Consider the following 17,122-nt stretch of genomic DNA (forward strand, 5'->3'; position numbering starts at 1 on the left):
ATCCTAATTAGAAAATAAAACTTGAAATCTAGAATTCTCAAAAGTAGAAGATCTGAAAAAGGTCTTTTTTATAAGAATGAGAAGCTATCCTTATATCATATAGAGATTTGAAAACATAATTGTAATCAATGAAAAGTAAAGAGTTCAGATTTGAAGGATTAGACACAAAAACAGAACTTAAATTAGCTTTAAACCTAATTCTTCCAGGATTAATTGTAATGATTGGAACTCTTGCACTCACAAATATGTTGCTTCCAAAAATTCATTTTTTATATCCATTGCTTTTTGCAGCCTTCTTAACTCTTTCGGGATGTATGCTTATTTTAAAACAGCTTGCAAAACGTATACAAGCAAAAGAGTGGGTGGTTGTAATAAATAATGAAAATCTTACTATAAAATTTCAAAACCTACAATATATTTTTAATTTGGCTGATATTAAGATGATTAAAAATTTGGGAAATGCAGGCTTTCGTTATTTAACCTTTATAACAAACAAAGATATTATTAAAATTAGAGTAGGTAACACAGGTTTAACGCCGTTTTCTTCAGAAAAAGATATTGAAGAATTGGATGAATTTGTTAAATATTTAATGCCCTATATTCGAGAGAATTTCAATCAAAAAGAACTGAAAAACATTATAAACATTAATGTTTTCCCAAATTTTGGGGTGTATGTTTTAAAAGGGGATAAAATAAAGTATTCAATCATCAATAAGATGGAACCATGGCAAGTCTTTGTATTTGGTATTGGATTATTTTTTTTAATTCTTTTTTTACTCATACAATTTTTATTTTATTATTTTGACAATCATTAAGACAGCTTATTTACCAAAAGAGATGTTTTATTTTAGTGTAAAATAATACTATTTCCAATTTAAAAAGAACGAATAATCCCTTTCCCAACAGCCATTGATCCATTATGTTAAATCAAAAGTCGTAGAATTACGACACCAAATCGTAGTATTACTACAATTTTTCAGATTTGTATTCTAAAACTTTTTCATTGAAGAGCTGAGGCCTATCTTTGCTCTGTAATCAATCACTATTCACAATATATAAACACTTTAAAATTCACCAATCATGGCAGCAAATTCAAGAGGAATCTTAAAATTTAATGGAGGAGAAGGTCAGAAATTATTAAAACTGAATTACAGCGTATCAAGATCTACAGATGTTTCGGGACGTGTAGCGTCAGACCCTTCTAACGCATTGATCAAAGTTACAGTAGAAGCTACTGAAAAATCTGATATTTTAGAAAGCTTATTAAACGGAAAATATAAACCTACAACAGGAGAGGTTACCTTCAACAAATCACACGAAGAAGGAACTCTGATCACTTTGAACTGGGAAAACGGATATGTAATCCAGCATGAAGTAGATTTCGACGCTGTAGACAGCAACAGCATGTTAATCAGTTTTGTAGTAAGCGCAGAAATCATCGGCTTTGGAGGTTCCAAATACGAAGGATTATGGCCAGGTAAATAAGTCCACAGTCTTTTATTAAAATAACAACTAAGCAGGATAGTAATTCACTATCCTGCTTTTTTATCCCCTGAGTAAATCTTTGTAGCTTTGCCTATATCATACAATCAGAAATAACTTTGAAAACGCATACCTTAATCACAACCCTTACTTTCATTGTTTTTTTTATACTCCCTACTGATTTTTTGGGTCAGAAAACAGCAGTTGATCCCGAGTATATCTTCCACGGTCCTGTAAAAACGATGTCAATCTCCAAACAGGATTACTCCGAAGAAAAAAAAGAACTGAAATCCTATTTTGAATACGATAAAAAAGGACGGAAGATCAGGGAAGTATCACCATACAGTACGGGAAGCGAATATTATTATCCGGATCAGAATACTGAAAGCCCCGTTCTTACCAGACTTTACAATAAACAGGATAACAAGGAATTAAAAATAAGCCTTGAAGATCAGGATTCCAATGGAAGGAAGAGGCTCAGCGGTGATCTTGAAAATGAAAAATGGTCATACTATTATATCTACGACTACGGCAGCAAAACCAATGAGATCAGATGGTTTGCAGATGGTGAAATATACCACCGGGAGACCCACGAATCCATAGATCTGAAGAAATTCAGAATTCCTGAAGGATTTGTACCTTTTGAATGGGACAGAAATCTTTCCAAAGGAACGGATGTTAAAAAGAAAACGTTCTCTGATAACGACGATAATCACGACCTTACCTTTGAGTTTGTACAGAAAGGAAATCCGGAAAATAAAGTAAGCTTTTACTATCATGGAAATGATGTTTATGATTCGGGAAGAGGAACCTGGTACAGATATGAGGATGGAAAATTAACAGAAGAGCGTTATGTATACAGCGGATCGGAACTTTCCGACTTTGGGCACCGTTATACCTACAATGACAAAGGTCTGCTGGTCTCTGATCATTACGGCTACTTCAGCAAAATACCCGATGATTTTATGCAGCGGAAAGTATATCAATACAATGAAAAAGGAGACTGTATACAGGAAACACAAGATGAAGAAAAGGCTAAACCATTTGTGATCCGTAGAGAATATAAATATGATAGCCAGAATAATTGGGTAAGCCGTAAAGAAATATATGGAGACGGGTCAGGAGGAACCATTACACGTCATTTTACCTATTATAAACCAGGCGATGAAAATAGTAAAAACAGCCTTACACCAGCCATTTATCAGGAAAACCTGGTGTTGCTCCGGCAATATAAACCAACCGCTGAAAACCTTTACAAAGACTATCTCTTAGCCCTAAAACAGAAAAACGAAACCCAGCCCAAAACAACAGACTACAGGAAGCTGAGATCTGCAAAATGGCAGGATTTCTTACCCTCACAACAAAAGTTGGATACCCTTGCTACAGGAGATCTTAATAAAGACGGACTGGAAGATGCGGTATTGGTCTATGAGCAGGAAAAGCTTCTTAAGCATGAGCGAAATGAAAAACGAATTCTCAGGATCCTTTTAAAACAGCCGGACGGTCAATACACGATGGCTGCAGAAAGCAGTGATGCTGTAGCGGGAGAAAACATGAATAATGTATTTTTTACCGGAATAGAGATCAAAAAAGGACTGCTTGTCATTAATCATGATTTCCTTAGAGGTGGTGCAGTACATAAATACAGATACCAGAACAACGGATTTTATCTGATTGGCGCAGAGTCACGCTCAGGAGATGCTTCCCACTATTCAAGTATAGACTATAATCTCAGTACCGGAAAATATGTTGCCGAATTTGAAAACTCCGAATCAGATCCCCAGCTCCCGAAATCATACAAAAAAGAAGGCGTAAAAAAGATCTCGCCTCTGCCGGAAATTGAAACGTTTGAGTTGTTTTCACTGGAAGTGAATGGAAATAGGCTTTAGTGACAGAAAAAAGATAATAGACAGAGAGATGATAGACATTTGGGGTAAGACCATAAAAATGAATCAAAAATAGGTTTTGCCTGATGTGAGTGCAGAGCTGCTACCTGCCACCGATAACCTAAAACCTCTTCCCTAAAACCTCTCACCTGAAATCCGGCAGACCTACCAACTTATACCCCTATTTTCTTATATTTGTTCATTATAGACAATATGGACGCAACACAAGATAAAAGACTCTTTCTCATCGATGCTTATGCGATGATCTTCAGAGGATATTACGCACTGATCAGGAATCCGAGATTGACCAGCAAAGGACTGGATACTTCTGCTGTTTTCGGTTTTACCAACTCCCTGATCGAATTAATCAGAAGGGAAAAACCCACCCACCTTGCCGTTGTTTTTGACGTAGGCCAGGCCAGCGTGAGAACAGAAGACTTTTCAGACTATAAAGCCAACAGAAGTGAAACTCCTGAAGCAATTAAAATTGCCGTTCCATACATCCACAGAATTCTGGAAGCAATGCATATTCCGATATTGGGAGTAGAAGGTTATGAAGCAGATGACGTGATCGGAACAATTGCCTGCAAAGCAGAAAAAGAAGGTTACACTACATTTATGGTAACCCCGGATAAAGATTTTGCCCAGCTGGTTACTGATAAAATTAAGATCTATAAACCGGGACTAAAAGGTGGTGATATCGAAATTCTGGGGGTTGACGAAGTCAAAGCGAAATATGAAATTGAAGACCCGAAACAGGTGATCGATTATCTGGCAATGATGGGAGATGCCGTAGACAATATTCCCGGACTTGACGGAGTTGGAGAAAAAACAGCCATGAAATTTCTTAAAGAATACGGAAGTATTGAAAACCTGCTGGCCAACACAGATCAGCTGAAAGGAAAACTGAAAGAAAAAGTAGAAGCTTCGGCAGAACGTGGAATCTTATCCAAAAAGCTGGCAACCATTATCTGTGATGCTCCCGTAGAGTTTCATCAGGAACAGTACGATCTTGAAACTCCTGATTTTGAGAAAGTAAAAGAAGTCTTTGACGAAATAGAGTTCAGAAGACTATACGAAAACCTGTACAGGGCATTTGCTCCGGCAGCAGCCGAAACCGTAGTAGTAAGTGAAGTTGAGGTAAAACAGACTGCCTCTGGTACAGAAGTAAAAGGACAGGTAATGCAGCTCGATCTTTTTGCCAATTTTGAGGAACTGGAACAGGCCACTTCTACCAAATCTACCATTGAACAGAATGATCATTTGTATCAGTTTGTCAATAATCCGAAAGCCCAGAAAATGCTGGTCAGTAATTTATTAAAACAGAGAGCCGTTTGTTTCGATACAGAAACCACTTCCCTGAATGAGCTGGAAGCTGAACTGGTGGGAATGAGTTTCTCCTATAAAAAAGGACTGGCTTACTATATTCCTTTATCAGAAAACAGGGCGGAAGTATTGCAGACCCTTGAAATTTTTAAACCGTTTTTTGAAAAGGAAGACCTGCTGAAGATCGCCCACAACCTGAAATTCGATTATAAAATCTTAAAACAATATGATATTACGGTAAAAGGAGCCATGTTTGATACCATGATCGCTCATTACCTGCTGAATCCGGATGGAAGACACGGAATGGACTATCTTTCGGAAGTATATCTGAACTATAAACCCGTTTCCATTGAAACCATTATTGGTAAAAAAGGCAAAAAGCAGGGGAATTTCAGAGATGCAGATCTGAGAACCCAAACCGATTATGCTGCAGAAGATGCCGATGTAACATTCCAGCTATACGAGCTTTTCGCTCCACAGCTTAAAAAGGAAAACTTAGAAGATCTTTTCTTCAAAATAGAAATGCCGCTGATGGAAGTTTTGGCTAAAATGGAACTGACCGGAATTTCACTTGACGAAAAATGGCTGGCCCAGGAAAGCATAGATCTTGAAAACGATCTGAAACAGCTGGAAACCAAAATTTTTGAGCTGTCAGAAGAAGAATTTAATATGAACTCACCAAAACAATTAGGTGAAATTCTATTTGAAAAAATGCAGCTTGATCCGAAAGCCAAAAAAACCAAAACCGGGCAGTATGCGACTTCTGAAGACGTCCTTCAGAAACTGGCTTCAAAACATGAAATTATCAAACACATTCTGGAATACAGAACCTACCAGAAACTGAAATCGACTTATGTAGACGCACTGCCTTCACAGATTGATAAAGAAGATCAGAGAGTACATACCAATTTCTCCCAGACAACAGCTGCAACAGGCCGTCTGGCAAGTGTAAATCCTAACCTTCAGAATATTCCGATCAGAACACTCCGCGGACAGCAGATCAGGGGTGCTTTCGTTTCGGGAGAAGGGAAAAAGATTATTTCGGCGGATTATTCACAGATCGAGCTGCGTCTGATTGCCGAAATTTCAGGAGAAGAAAATATGATCAAAGCTTTCCAGAACGGAGAGGATATTCACGCATCTACAGCTGCCAAACTCTTTAAAATTCCTTTAGAAGAAGTTTCAAAAACCCAGAGAAGTCAGGCTAAAACAGTGAACTTCGGAATTATTTACGGACAGGGAGCATTTGCCCTGGCGGAACAGACCGGACTATCCAGAACTGAAGCCAAACAGATGATCGAAGCTTATTTTGAAACCTATCCGAAATTAAAAGAATATATGGCGGAACAGGTAAATAAAGCCCGCCAGCTGGGATATGTGGAAACTATTCTGGGTAGAAAACGACATTTAAAAGATATCAACTCCAATAATTTCGTGGTAAGAGGTCATGCCGAAAGAAATGCCGTTAACGCCCCAGTTCAGGGAAGTGCAGCAGATGTTGTAAAGCTTGCAATGATTAAAATTGATAAAGAACTGGAAGCACAGAAACTGAAAACCAAAATGCTTCTTCAGGTTCATGACGAATTGGTGTTTGAATCTCCTGTTGAGGAAATTGAAACCGCTTCAGTACTGATTAAAAAAGAAATGGAAAGCGCGCTGGAAACACAGGTTCCTTTACTGGTAGAAGTAGGAGTGGGGAATAACTGGTTGGAAGCTCATTAATATAAAATGATCATATCTTCATAATAAATAAAACTTCCGTCTGTAGGCGGAAGTTTTTTTATCAGCATATTTTGTTTTCATACTGATTATAATAATAAAAAGAAGACCAAATTCAGGTCTTCTCTCATTTCCCACAGTTTCCTGTGAGGAATTATTTTTTCATCTGATGGTCTTACCCTCTTTTTCAGGTTCGCCTATGTATTTTAGAATCAAAATGTATGATGTAAAATACAGTTTAAAGGTATGAAGTATTCATAATCTGTAAAATCCCCTTTTTGTGGTAGTTTTTTATAATATAAAGGAATAGATGATTGATTCTATAAAAGGGCTCTATTCATGATAAATCATATTATAAACTTTGATAACCACTTCTTCCGGTGAGGTTTTCTCAAACAGATACTGTTCTTTTTTTAGAAGAATGGTTTTCGATTGAGAAGGCATATCTTCTTCCATAGTGTTCACTGTTTCATGGATTACTTTTCCTTTCATCGGTTCGTAATATAATGCAGAATGAGAGCCTGCTCCCATATTATACGTTTCCACATAAGTAAGGATCAGAGCGCCGTTCAGATATTTGAATTTATTGAACATGTTTCCGTTGGGGCCGATGTCGTACAAATTGATATGCAGCTCTCCTTTCGTAATGCTGATGTCTTCCGGATCATGCATTTTATATCCGTATTCATTGTATTCCGCAGGAAATACCTTGTCTGATGTTTTGTCCAGCCTGTAGGTTTTGTCTGCATTTCTCAGCAGGATGATCATCTTTCTTTCGCTTAGTGAATCATCTTTTTTTCTTAGGACCATTGCTTTATCCAAAAGACCGTCTTGGTTAAGATCACCTTCCGTATCATATTGTATTTCATAGCCGTTGGGAACCAGATCTTCAGCTTTAACAGCTGTTTTGAAGGATTCAGTTGGAAGTTCGGAACTAGCAATCGTAGTATCTTTTTTTATCACTTTTACAGAATTCGTTTTGGAATGTGGGACTGCCAGTTTTTCATTTTTACGACATGAATAGAGGAACAGAAGGCAGAAAGCCAGTATGGGAAGGATTTTTTTCAAGGGTATTTATTTTGTAAGTGATACAAATCTAGCTTTTATTTTGTTAATTATCTATAGGATCATTCTGATCATAGCAAGGTCATCCGTAGGTTTTACACCGTAGTGCTGTTCCAGATGTTTAAGCTTTCTGTTCAGCATTTCTTCAGTCTCACTATAGGTAAGATCTGTCATCAGGTATTGGGCAAAATTGATCTTATCCTCAGTATTCGCTTTTTTAACTTGGGTAAAAGTAAGGATTCCGTCTGTGGCAATAGAAATATCTTTCAGATCTTCAAAAAATATTTTCTGTTGCTGCCGGAAATACCAGTCATTAAAATCTTCATGAAGATGATAAGCTAAATAATCAGGTTTATTATCTCTGTCATATTCCGTTATTTCCCCGTTGATGCAAATGACACCGTCTCCAATGGTTAAAACACCGCCTTTATTTTCTTTGAAATTATAAAACAGGATAATAAGAGTGGTTAGCAATTCTTTTTCATCCAGCATTAACTGCTTTTTTGCAAAAGACATTTCTTCAAAAATACTTTGTATGATTTCTTTAAGTTCTTCGTCTATGCTTGTGGGAGCCGCTTCATATAAGTCCTTATAGCTTTTTTCAATAGCAGCCTTTCTTATTATTTTTCCTGTTAATACAGAAGCAAAATGACTTTCCAAAGCCGTGGAACATCCATCCATAACGGCACAGATAATTTTGTCTGAAGCTGTTTTTCTGATCACCAGATGGTCCTCACATTGGTTGGTATGATAGTCTCCGATTTGTAAAGCGGAATAAATGTTCATAAATAATATTAAATTGCTGTTATATGATGAGTTTTCCGTCGACCAGTTCTACAGCATTTCCTGGCTGGTCATACTTCCATCCCTGTTTGATGGCTTCTTTTATTTTGGATCGGATCAGATGTGGAGTGATTTTCATAGGCATTCTTCCATAATATCCGGATCTGCAGAAACCTGTATAGATCAGAAGAAGGTGTCCTTCGCTTTCATGCTGTACAGGAATCCCGTAATCCGAATCATGGCTTTCTCTATGTGAAACCGCTTTTCTTATTTTCCAGTAAAAAATTTTGTCATCCACAACAATTTTGCGGAGGCCTTTTTTTGCTATAGCCATAGTATCTTTATTAAAATAGTTATCGGCAGTATTCCTGAAGTTCTTTCAGTAGCTGGATCTGTGCAGATATGCGACTGATATCAGAGGCTTGTATTTCAAATGATTCATCGGTTTTAGATCCTCTGTTTCTATATTCTGTCATGTTTTCCCAGTCATCCGTATATTTTAAAAGATGATTGGTTTTATTAAACTGATCGAGATAGGCAACAGTTTCTAGAACACTTTCCTGATCAAAATCAAGATGAGGTTGTTGCAGATAATAAGTCAGATACTGATCAAGATATTCCATACTCTTTTCATTATTATAAAAAGCTAGGATAAGAGCATAAAGATCACCAGCATAACATACTTCACTTTTAAGAAAATGAGTGCCAATGATATCAATATGATTTTCGTAGTTTTTTAGAGCCGAAAGATAAGCGCCTACCGTTCTGGTCCGCCAGTTGAAGTCACCCAAAAGAGCCAATATTACTTCTTCTGTAATTTCGTCTTTGAGCTGTTTTAATTCTTCAGTCCAGGAACCGGAAGTATATCGTATTTTCATATAGAAAGGAATTACCCATTTATCAATGAACTCCTGGCTTAGTGTGAAATCATTTTTATAGCTTTCCAGATGGGTAAATATAGATGAATGTCTTACAGTAGCTCCCGCGGAGTGTAAATACATTTGGTTTTGAAGATCTTCGTTCATATAGAATTGGTGCTAAAATAATAAAATAAATATATTCTCTGCTACAACATACCATTCTTTTATTCATGGTGAAGATTCAGGTATTGAGACAGGTTACAGAATGAACGATTTCTTATCTGGTTATTCTTTCATATATAATTTCATCGCTGGTAAAATCATGTTTGAAACAGTTTTCCGGTGTCATATCAATAAGATCAAACCACAATTTGAAACGATATGTTCTTCCGAATATAAGGTGGCGGTACTGTATCGTTTCTTTTATAGGAATAGAATAAGTATAGGTTTGCCCGGGTTTCAGTTTCTTTACCTTTTTAATACAGTTAATGCAGTCTACATCGGCGGTATGTTTTATGGCAACACCGGGATTGGGACTTTTCTCGTGAATGTCCACAAGCTGCATTCTGTAAGAAGAAAAGCTTTTATTGATCTTAATTTTTTAGAACCAATATTGGTTACAGACAGCCTGACTATTCCTTGATTCTGAAGACTATCCGTATGATATACATACTTCAGCGAACATTCCTGTTGAGCAGACAGCCACATCGCCTGAAGCATCAGAAAAAGAGACAACAGTTTTTTCATGGTTAATTAATTCAGACTAAGATAATTAAAATTTTAATGGAAACGATATCAATTTCAGTAAGGATGCTGCTGTTTAATCATTTCAAGTTTTTCCTCAAGATTTATTTTTAATTTTTCATTAATTTCAGGCCATTTTTCATCATTTTCCAAATGAAAGTCCTGATAAATCTCAAGCAAAGTAAGAAAATGATATTGGTAGAGTTTCAACGCTTCATCAGTTTCATTAAGGTTGATTTCCCTGTATTCGTAATAACGGTAAAGTAAGAACTGTTCGTCAGAAGTAAGGCTTTCTTCGTAAGAAATATGGGTAGCAATATCAGCTGCTTTTTTCGGGGATATTTCTCCTTTCAGAAGTTCATGATATAGTATTCCAAGAAGGGCTCTGGAAACAATTTCAGGATCTGCATTTTCGGAATTTTTACGGAGTAACTGCAGCATATCATATCCGTTTCTGATGGTGGAAAGCTCAATGAATGCATATTCAGATTCATCCTCAGACGCCAAAACGGAATCAGCCCATAAGGAAATAGCAGAGGTTTTAATCACCCCTTGATCAAGAAGGATCATGAAAGCATGCAGCAAGTTTTCATGATCCTTTATTGGTTTTCTGTTCATCAGAACTAAACAGTAATTTCAATTTCTCCCATATAATGCAGGGAATAATCATCCGTTTCCACTGAAACCGGTTTCGGAATGGCAAATCTGCTGGCGAAAATAATGGCATTAACAGGGGTATCCATACCAAGCTCATTAATTTTACGCTCTATGACCGGAAGCCATTCATCCGCGTAAGAATACTCCGAAAATTTTTCGTAGATCCCCAGTCTTTCATCTTCAAATCCATATTCTAAAAAATCATAATCAAACCAGTTGATATGCTGTGATTCTGCAAATTTCGAAACGTACTGGTCATCAGATTCTTCACCAATATAATAATCGTCATCCTCTTCCACAAAATTATAAAACTCCTCTTCGTTTCTAAAATACCCCAGCCAGAAGTGTGAAATTTCTGTATCCATAAATTCTTTTTTTGTTACAATATTTTTAATAGTGCCGGATTTCGGCGTCCACAATAGTGTGCAAAATCCGGGCTTTCGTTTTGATATTCATCAGGAAGTAAATCTTCCGGGTTATAAAACTCTGCAGATACAAAAATATTCAATTAAATCGGATATAGAAATCTGTACCTTCAAAGTAGGGCAGTAACGTTTTTTATTGTAATTTTATTTTGGCTAAATTTTTTATATACTATGGAATTTTTACAGGACCATTCCGTCCAAAATGAACTGTTGCTGATACTGATCTCAGTTATCCTTGGTCTCATGATCGGGGCAGAACGGGAATACCGGAACAAATCGGCAGGGTTGCGCACTTTTATTCTGGTATGTTTCGGATCCTGTTTGTTTACAGTCCTTTCTATTCGTATTGGAGTAGAAAACCCTGACCGGCTGGCGGCCAATATCATTACGGGAATAGGTTTTTTAGGGGCAGGAGTAATCTTTAAAGGAGATAATAAAATTGATGGAATCACCACGGCAACAACCATATGGGCAACTGCTTCAATAGGAATGGCGGTGGGCTCCGGCTATGTTTACCTTTCTTTGGTGGGAACAGCATTGGTACTGCTTATTTTAAGTGCATTAATCTATCTTCAGGAGTTTATAGACAACCGGCACAAGATCAGGGAATACAAAATAGCAGTTTCAGGCCGGGAAGATATAAAGTATTGTGAAAAAGTATTTGAAGATCATCATTTAAAATATCTGTTAATTAAGCTTCAGTATACCAAGGAAAACCTTTCTATGACCTGGAAACTGACAGGAGACAATAAGGACCACGACAAAATAATTCAGAGTTTGATTGACGACCCTAAAATAATCGCTTACCAGTTTTAAAATAAGACAAAAAAATAAAGGCTCAAGCCTTTATTTTTTCTTGAAAACATACAGGTCCTTGTTAGGTCCGTCTATTTCTTTACCGTCCATATCCAGCTGGATAAGCATATTTTCACCTACTTTATATTTGTATTTAGCGGTTTTACCTTTTAATGTAATTACGCTTCCTGTTGAATCCCATTCAAAAGAACCTTTGTCATCAAATTTTGACTTTCTATCAATATATTCTTCAGTAATGCTGAACGTTTTATCGTTGTTGAGCGTTAATGAAGTCTTGATTCCCGGACAGTCAGCACATGGAACTACTGCATCATAAGTTCCGGGCCAGTCCAGTGCATTTTCTGAGGTGTCGCCCGGTGCAGAAGGTGTCGCTTTAGTGATACTGTCTGAGGGGGTTGTCTGAACAGTTGCAGAATCCGTTGCAGGAGCTGTTGTTTCAGTAGTTTTTTCTTTTGTACATGATGCAAGAAATGCAGCAGATGCAATTCCAAGGATTAACATTTTGCTTTTTAACATGATAAGTAATTTAAATATATTAATATTAAGCTTACTCTTAGTGAACAAAAATTACGCCATAAGGAAAGCAGGAAGAAGGGGGTTGGAAGATGGAAGTCTGCGAGGTCTTTATATGGAAATAAGGTCTTTTATGGGTAAGCTCTGCGGGATTTCAGGTAATAGGTAATAGGTAATAGGTAATAGGTGGCAGTTCTGTATCTCACATCAGGAAAAACCTATTCTTGATTCATTTTTATGGTCTTAACCCAAATGTCTATCATCTATCCGTCTATTATCTTTGCTCTTTCTTCCCCATCCCGCTTCAAACCACACAAAGCGAATTTTCACGGTCTTTTAATGGCAATGTTCTTAATTTTCTTCGTAAATTGGGCAAAATTTTGATTATGACAAAAAAGATACTTTTATCCGTATTTATTTTGCCGGCTGCAATGGCATTTGCACAACAATATGGAGGAATGTGGATTCCTACAGAATTGAATGAGAAGGAAATGAAGGATCTGGGAATGAAAATCTCTGCCAAAGATATTTTCAATACACAGAAGCCCAGCATAAAAGATGCAGTAGTGCAGTTCAACGGCGGATGTACCGCAGAAATCATTTCACCAAAAGGATTATTATTAACCAACCACCACTGTGGATATGGTCAGATTCAGGCGCATTCAACCGTTCAGAACGATCTATTATCCAATGGTTTCTGGGCTAAAAATACTCAGGGAGAACTTCCGAATCCGGGAGTGAAAGTAGACTTCATTGTTGATATCAAAGAAGTGACCGATCAGATCTTAGAAGGTACAGATAACCTTGTAGAGCCCGAGTTGGCTAAAAAGATCGCTAAAAATATTGAGATCTATAAGAATTCTCAAAAAATAGAATCATATCAGTCGATTACGGTAAAGCCGATGTATTACGGCAACAAATATTATGCTTATACCATCGAGACCTATAAAGACATCCGTTTGGTAGGAGCTCCGCCTCAAAGCATCGGGAAGTTTGGAAGTGATACAGATAACTGGGTTTGGCCAAGACATACCGGAGATTTCTCCATCTTCAGAATTTATGCAGGAAAAGATAACAAACCGGCAGAATATTCAGCGGACAACGTTCCTTACGTTCCAAAACATTACCTTCCGGTTTCCATAAAAGATAAAAATGAAAATGATTTTACCTTTGTGTTTGGTTTTCCTGGAAAAACTACAGAATATCTTCCTGCCGTAGCAGTAGAAAAGATCATGACAGATATTGATCCTGCAAGAATTGCTGTACGTGAAGTTGCTTTGAAAACACTTGATGAAAAAATGCGTACAGACAATGAAACGCGTATCAAATATTCATCAAAATATGCATCAGTAGCCAATTACTGGAAAAAATGGATCGGGGAAGTAGAAGGATTGAAGAAATCCGGTGCCGTAGAGAAAAAAGTAATGTATGAAGGTTCTCTGGTAGCCAAGAATCATGAAGTTAAATCGACTCTTGACCAGCTGAACAAACTGTATAATGATCAGGCTCCTTATGCCCTGAACAATGCCTACTACACAGAAGTGGTGAAAAATGCTGAAACCCTGAAACTTGCTAGTGATTATTTTGATTATATAGCATCAGTAGAAGCAGGAAGAATGGATGAAAAAGAACTGGCTAAATTAAAGACAAAACTGACTTCATTCTACAAAGACTACAGTGCGGAATTGGATGCCAAAGTAACGGCAAAATTATTGGCATTGTATGTTAATAAAACAGCTCCGCAGTTCATCCCTGCAGGATTCAGCAAATATAAAGATGAAAATCAGAATATGCCGCTTGTTGAGGAGATGTCGAAGAACTCAATCATTACAGGAAGAACACAGGTAAACGGTGCTGCCCTGAATGCAGATATTGATAAAGCATTTTCTAATCCGGACAAGCTGATCAAAACATTGAAAAAAGACCCGGTTTTCCAATTATATCTTACCATGAGAGAAACGTACATGAAGACAGCAGATCCTCAGTATACCACTCTTCAGGGGAAAATTGATGTTCTTCAGAAAACGTTCATGGCCCAGCAGATGCAAACGGACAAAGAAAGAAAATTCTTCCCGGATGCCAATTCTACGCTTCGTGTAACCTACGGGAAAGTAAAAGGTTCTAATCCCAGAGATGCCGTTTCTTATGCATACCAGACCCATTTAGCGGGAGTTATTGAAAAATATGTTCCGGGAGATTACGAATTTGATGTTCCTAAAAAACTGATCGATCTTTACAACAAAAAAGATTACGGAATCTATAAAGATAAAACAGGTGATGTTCCGGTAGGATTCACTGCTACCAACCACACGACCGGAGGAAACTCAGGAAGCCCGGCACTTGATGCCTATGGTAACCTTGTTGGGTTGAACTTCGACAGACAATGGGAGGGAACAATGAGCGACATCAACTTTGATCCGCGTTTCAGCAGAAACATTATGGTAGATACCAAATACATCCTTTTCATCATCGAAAAATTTGCCGATTCCAAATGGCTTATCGATGAAATGAAAGTGATAAAATAATTTTTAAAAACATACCTTTAAGAATCTATTTGAATTGAGTTTTGAATAGATTCTTTTTTATTTTTACAGGATGAAAGACAAGATCATCAATCTATTGGCAGCCTTTGAATCGGGAGACATTGGAAAATCTTTTCCGCTGGAATACTGTCTGCCTGTCTATCATTGCGTTTCTGATGAAAACCTGCCTCATACTAAGCATATTATCAGATATAAAAATACCCGCCAGTTTGAAGAAGACCTAGATTTTCTTTCAAAACACTTCCAGTTTGTCAATTGGTCGGAATTTAAAGATTTTGTCAGAGGAAATTTCAAGCCAAAGAAAAAGATTGCCCTGCTTACCTTTGATGACGGGTTCAGTGATTTTTATGAGACTGTAGTTCCCCTACTGGAAAGAAAAGGAATCTATGCTTGCAATTTTATCAATCCTGCCTTTATTGATAACCAGGATCTGATGTTCAGATGTAAAGCAAGTTTGATCGTTGATACTCTTGAAAAAAAGAGAACACTGAATCCTGAAATATATCCGCTGCTTTCACTGGAAGAGCTGGAAAGAGAAGCGGTAAAGCAGCAGGTATTACAAATACAATATAAAGAAAGAGAAATACTGGATCAGCTGGCCGAAAAACTGGAACTGGATTTTAGAGCGTATTTGCAAGAGCATCAGCCTTATCTGAGCACGGAACAATTAAAGATATTGACGCAAAAAGGTTTCGGAATCTCATCCCACAGCTGGGATCATCCTTTATACTATAAACTTTCTTTAAACGATCAGTTAGAAACCACCAACCGCACGTTCAGTTATCTTAAAGAAAACAATTTTCTATACGAAAGCTTTGCTTTTCCGTTCACTGATTTTGGGGTAAGTAAAAGCTTCTTTGATGAACTCTTTAAAAATGAAGACTTGTTCTGCAGTTTTGGATGTGCAGGAGTAAAACTGGACAGTGTAGCAAAAAATTTTCAGAGAATCCCCATGGAAACAGGAGAGGGAACCGAAAAAATTCTGAAAAGAGAAACGGCTTATTTCAAAATGAAAAAGCTGATCAATAAAAATACGATTGTAAGAAAATGATAGAATTGAAAACATTCAACAGAAAAGAACTGGAAGAATTGATCTCTTCCGGAGGTTTTCAGCAGTATGATTTTCTTCCGGTTACCAGGCATCGTGCAGAATCCCAGATCAGAAATCCAAAATCTTCAGATGAGCAAACCCTTCTTATCCTTGCCTTTTATAACGATAGGCTGGCAGGGTATGCAGGATGTTTTCCCGACAGCATTATCACAGGAGAAAAAGTAATTTCTTACGCATGGCTGAGTACATTATATGTGCATCCTGAATTCCGGAAAAAAAGAGTGGCAAAAAAATTATTGAAAAAGGCTTGTGAAGAATATGAAGGCCGGATTGCCATAACGGAGTTCACTGCTGAAGCCGAAGCTTTGTATACAATCATGGGCATTTTCGAATATGTTTTCCCAAAAGAAGGCAAAAGATACTATTTCAGAACAGATGCCACGGGTATTATTCCTGAGAAGAAGCCGGAAACAAAAGTTTTGAAGCCTCTTTTTCAGCTTATGGATGTTATAGGCAATTCTGTACTTTCAGTTAAAAATATAAGGGTAAAAGAGCCTGATTTCCGGTATGAGGTTCTTAGCAGGATTGATGCACAAAGTGCCGGTTTTATTAATGAGTTTTCAAGCCAGCGTAATGCTGAAGAAATCAATATTTTTATAGATCATCCATGGATTCTGGAGGGTAAGAAGGATCATCGGTATCTCTTTTCAAGTTTTGCTGAGGTTTTTAAATATTTCTGGATAAAAATCTATGATGAAAACAACAGGCTTTCTTCCTGTTTCCTGCTGCAGTTCCGCAACGGATATTTAAAAATACCATACCTGTTTTCAAATAATAATTTAGACCATGTTGTAGAATTCTTAACTTATTTCATTGTTAAAAATAAAATAAAAGGATTGACCAGCTATCAGCCAGCTCTCAATAATGAAATAAAGGATTCAGGCACATTTCCAAAAATCTATGAACGGGATTTTAAACGCGAATATCTTTTTCATAAACAACTCTTACAGGCCCTCCCTGAAGGATTTGATCCCCACTACCAAGACGGCGACGGCGATTGTATGATGACGTAATAGGTATTAGGTATTAGGTATTAGGTATTAGGTATTAGGTATTAGGTGGCAGTTTTTGTATTCCCATCGGAGAAAACCTGTTTTTGATTTATTTTTTATATTTTTTCTTAACCCGAATGTCTATCTATTCTTTATTCCGAATCTCAAACTACCAAATTTCCCTATTCACTTGCGATGCA

General features: G+C 37.1%; 17 protein-coding genes. 8 read left to right on the plus strand and 9 right to left on the minus strand.

All coding sequences use genetic code 11. The features are described 5' to 3' along the window. Positions 1 to 128 precede the first annotated feature (128 nt). From FW768_RS20615 to polA, 4 genes are all read left to right on the plus strand, one after another. Complete coding sequence (locus FW768_RS20615) at positions 129 to 815, plus strand: hypothetical protein (protein WP_153398640.1); 687 nt, start codon at positions 129 to 131, stop codon at positions 813 to 815. 265 nt (positions 816 to 1,080) lie between these two features. Then, complete coding sequence (gene tssD, locus FW768_RS20620) at positions 1,081 to 1,485, plus strand: type VI secretion system tube protein TssD (RefSeq protein WP_185152020.1); 405 nt, start codon at positions 1,081 to 1,083, stop codon at positions 1,483 to 1,485. A 116-nt stretch (positions 1,486 to 1,601) separates the two neighbouring features. After that, positions 1,602 to 3,371 carry a hypothetical protein gene (locus FW768_RS20625; protein ID WP_153398644.1) on the plus strand — a complete coding sequence of 590 codons (1,770 nt, stop codon included), beginning with the start codon at positions 1,602 to 1,604 and terminating at the stop codon, positions 3,369 to 3,371. A 210-nt stretch (positions 3,372 to 3,581) separates the two neighbouring features. Beyond that, on the plus strand, positions 3,582 to 6,416 hold the full coding sequence (polA, locus tag FW768_RS20630; protein WP_153398646.1) for a DNA polymerase I: 2,835 nt from the start codon (positions 3,582 to 3,584) through the stop codon (positions 6,414 to 6,416). A 330-nt stretch (positions 6,417 to 6,746) separates the two neighbouring features. Here the strand turns inward: polA and FW768_RS20635 are convergent, their stop codons facing one another. From FW768_RS20635 to FW768_RS20665, 8 genes are all read right to left on the minus strand, one after another. After that, on the minus strand, positions 6,747 to 7,481 hold the full coding sequence (locus tag FW768_RS20635) for a hypothetical protein (RefSeq protein ID WP_153398648.1): 735 nt from the start codon (positions 7,479 to 7,481) through the stop codon (positions 6,747 to 6,749). Positions 7,482 to 7,532: 51 nt separating this feature from the next. Next, complete coding sequence (locus FW768_RS20640; protein WP_153398650.1) at positions 7,533 to 8,264, minus strand: protein phosphatase 2C domain-containing protein; 732 nt, start codon at positions 8,262 to 8,264, stop codon at positions 7,533 to 7,535. Between the two features lie 19 nt (positions 8,265 to 8,283). Then, the gene (locus tag FW768_RS20645; protein ID WP_153398652.1) at positions 8,284 to 8,595 is read right to left on the minus strand and encodes a hypothetical protein; all 312 of its coding nucleotides are present in this window, start codon (positions 8,593 to 8,595) and stop codon (positions 8,284 to 8,286) included. 19 nt (positions 8,596 to 8,614) lie between these two features. After that, positions 8,615 to 9,262, minus strand: a complete 648-nt coding sequence (locus FW768_RS20650; RefSeq protein ID WP_153398654.1) for a DUF6000 family protein — start codon at positions 9,260 to 9,262, stop codon at positions 8,615 to 8,617. A 136-nt stretch (positions 9,263 to 9,398) separates the two neighbouring features. Continuing rightward, positions 9,399 to 9,677 (minus strand): hypothetical protein, encoded by a 279-nt coding sequence (locus FW768_RS20655; protein ID WP_153398656.1) that lies wholly within the window; start codon positions 9,675 to 9,677, stop codon positions 9,399 to 9,401. Beyond that, positions 9,635 to 9,868: a hypothetical protein gene (locus FW768_RS23575; protein WP_185152021.1), complete on the minus strand. Its 234-nt coding sequence runs from the start codon at positions 9,866 to 9,868 to the stop codon at positions 9,635 to 9,637. The genes FW768_RS20655 and FW768_RS23575 overlap by 43 nt, the downstream gene beginning before the upstream one ends. A gap of 54 nt (positions 9,869 to 9,922) precedes the next feature. Then, positions 9,923 to 10,483, minus strand: coding sequence for a hypothetical protein (locus FW768_RS20660; protein WP_153398658.1), 561 nt, complete (start codon positions 10,481 to 10,483; stop codon positions 9,923 to 9,925). Between the two features lie 5 nt (positions 10,484 to 10,488). Next, a complete protein-coding gene (locus tag FW768_RS20665; RefSeq protein ID WP_153398660.1) occupies positions 10,489 to 10,887 on the minus strand; it encodes an immunity 22 family protein in 399 nt (132 codons plus the stop codon). 231 nt (positions 10,888 to 11,118) lie between these two features. Here FW768_RS20665 and FW768_RS20670 point away from each other — a divergent pair, with 231 nt between their 5' ends. Then, positions 11,119 to 11,763, plus strand: a complete 645-nt coding sequence (locus tag FW768_RS20670; protein ID WP_153398662.1) for an MgtC/SapB family protein — start codon at positions 11,119 to 11,121, stop codon at positions 11,761 to 11,763. A gap of 30 nt (positions 11,764 to 11,793) precedes the next feature. On the opposite strand, the gene FW768_RS20675 is transcribed toward FW768_RS20670, so the two are convergent. Further along, a complete protein-coding gene (locus tag FW768_RS20675; RefSeq protein WP_153398664.1) occupies positions 11,794 to 12,279 on the minus strand; it encodes a copper resistance protein NlpE in 486 nt (161 codons plus the stop codon). A gap of 383 nt (positions 12,280 to 12,662) precedes the next feature. Between FW768_RS20675 and FW768_RS20680 the strand changes: the two genes are divergently transcribed. The 3 genes from FW768_RS20680 (at position 12,663) to FW768_RS20690 (ending at position 16,943) form a co-directional block, all read left to right on the plus strand. Beyond that, on the plus strand, positions 12,663 to 14,801 hold the full coding sequence (locus FW768_RS20680; RefSeq protein WP_153398666.1) for a S46 family peptidase: 2,139 nt from the start codon (positions 12,663 to 12,665) through the stop codon (positions 14,799 to 14,801). A gap of 70 nt (positions 14,802 to 14,871) precedes the next feature. Further along, positions 14,872 to 15,870 carry a polysaccharide deacetylase family protein gene (locus FW768_RS20685; protein ID WP_153398668.1) on the plus strand — a complete coding sequence of 333 codons (999 nt, stop codon included), beginning with the start codon at positions 14,872 to 14,874 and terminating at the stop codon, positions 15,868 to 15,870. Next, a complete protein-coding gene (locus FW768_RS20690) occupies positions 15,867 to 16,943 on the plus strand; it encodes a GNAT family N-acetyltransferase (protein WP_153398670.1) in 1,077 nt (358 codons plus the stop codon). Before FW768_RS20685 ends, FW768_RS20690 begins: the two co-directional genes overlap by 4 nt. Positions 16,944 to 17,122: the final 179 nt, after the last annotated feature.

It is taken from the genome of Chryseobacterium vaccae (genome assembly GCF_009602705.1).
In the GTDB taxonomy this organism is placed as follows: domain Bacteria; phylum Bacteroidota; class Bacteroidia; order Flavobacteriales; family Weeksellaceae; genus Chryseobacterium; species Chryseobacterium vaccae.

Coding starts and splice junctions, on each gene's coding strand:
- FW768_RS20645 (WP_153398652.1), bottom strand. CDS start 8,595: ATGGCTATAGCAAAAAAAGGCCTCCGCAAAATTGTTGTGGATGACAAA.
- FW768_RS20675 (WP_153398664.1), bottom strand. CDS start 12,279: ATGTTAAAAAGCAAAATGTTAATCCTTGGAATTGCATCTGCTGCATTT.
- FW768_RS20680 (WP_153398666.1), top strand. CDS start 12,663: ATGACAAAAAAGATACTTTTATCCGTATTTATTTTGCCGGCTGCAATG.
- FW768_RS20650 (WP_153398654.1), bottom strand. CDS start 9,262: ATGTATTTACACTCCGCGGGAGCTACTGTAAGACATTCATCTATATTT.
- FW768_RS20665 (WP_153398660.1), bottom strand. CDS start 10,887: ATGGATACAGAAATTTCACACTTCTGGCTGGGGTATTTTAGAAACGAA.
- FW768_RS20685 (WP_153398668.1), top strand. CDS start 14,872: ATGAAAGACAAGATCATCAATCTATTGGCAGCCTTTGAATCGGGAGAC.
- tssD (WP_185152020.1), top strand. CDS start 1,081: ATGGCAGCAAATTCAAGAGGAATCTTAAAATTTAATGGAGGAGAAGGT.
- FW768_RS23575 (WP_185152021.1), bottom strand. CDS start 9,868: ATGAAAAAACTGTTGTCTCTTTTTCTGATGCTTCAGGCGATGTGGCTG.
- FW768_RS20660 (WP_153398658.1), bottom strand. CDS start 10,483: ATGAACAGAAAACCAATAAAGGATCATGAAAACTTGCTGCATGCTTTC.
- FW768_RS20670 (WP_153398662.1), top strand. CDS start 11,119: ATGGAATTTTTACAGGACCATTCCGTCCAAAATGAACTGTTGCTGATA.
- FW768_RS20690 (WP_153398670.1), top strand. CDS start 15,867: ATGATAGAATTGAAAACATTCAACAGAAAAGAACTGGAAGAATTGATC.
- FW768_RS20615 (WP_153398640.1), top strand. CDS start 129: ATGAAAAGTAAAGAGTTCAGATTTGAAGGATTAGACACAAAAACAGAA.
- FW768_RS20640 (WP_153398650.1), bottom strand. CDS start 8,264: ATGAACATTTATTCCGCTTTACAAATCGGAGACTATCATACCAACCAA.
- polA (WP_153398646.1), top strand. CDS start 3,582: ATGGACGCAACACAAGATAAAAGACTCTTTCTCATCGATGCTTATGCG.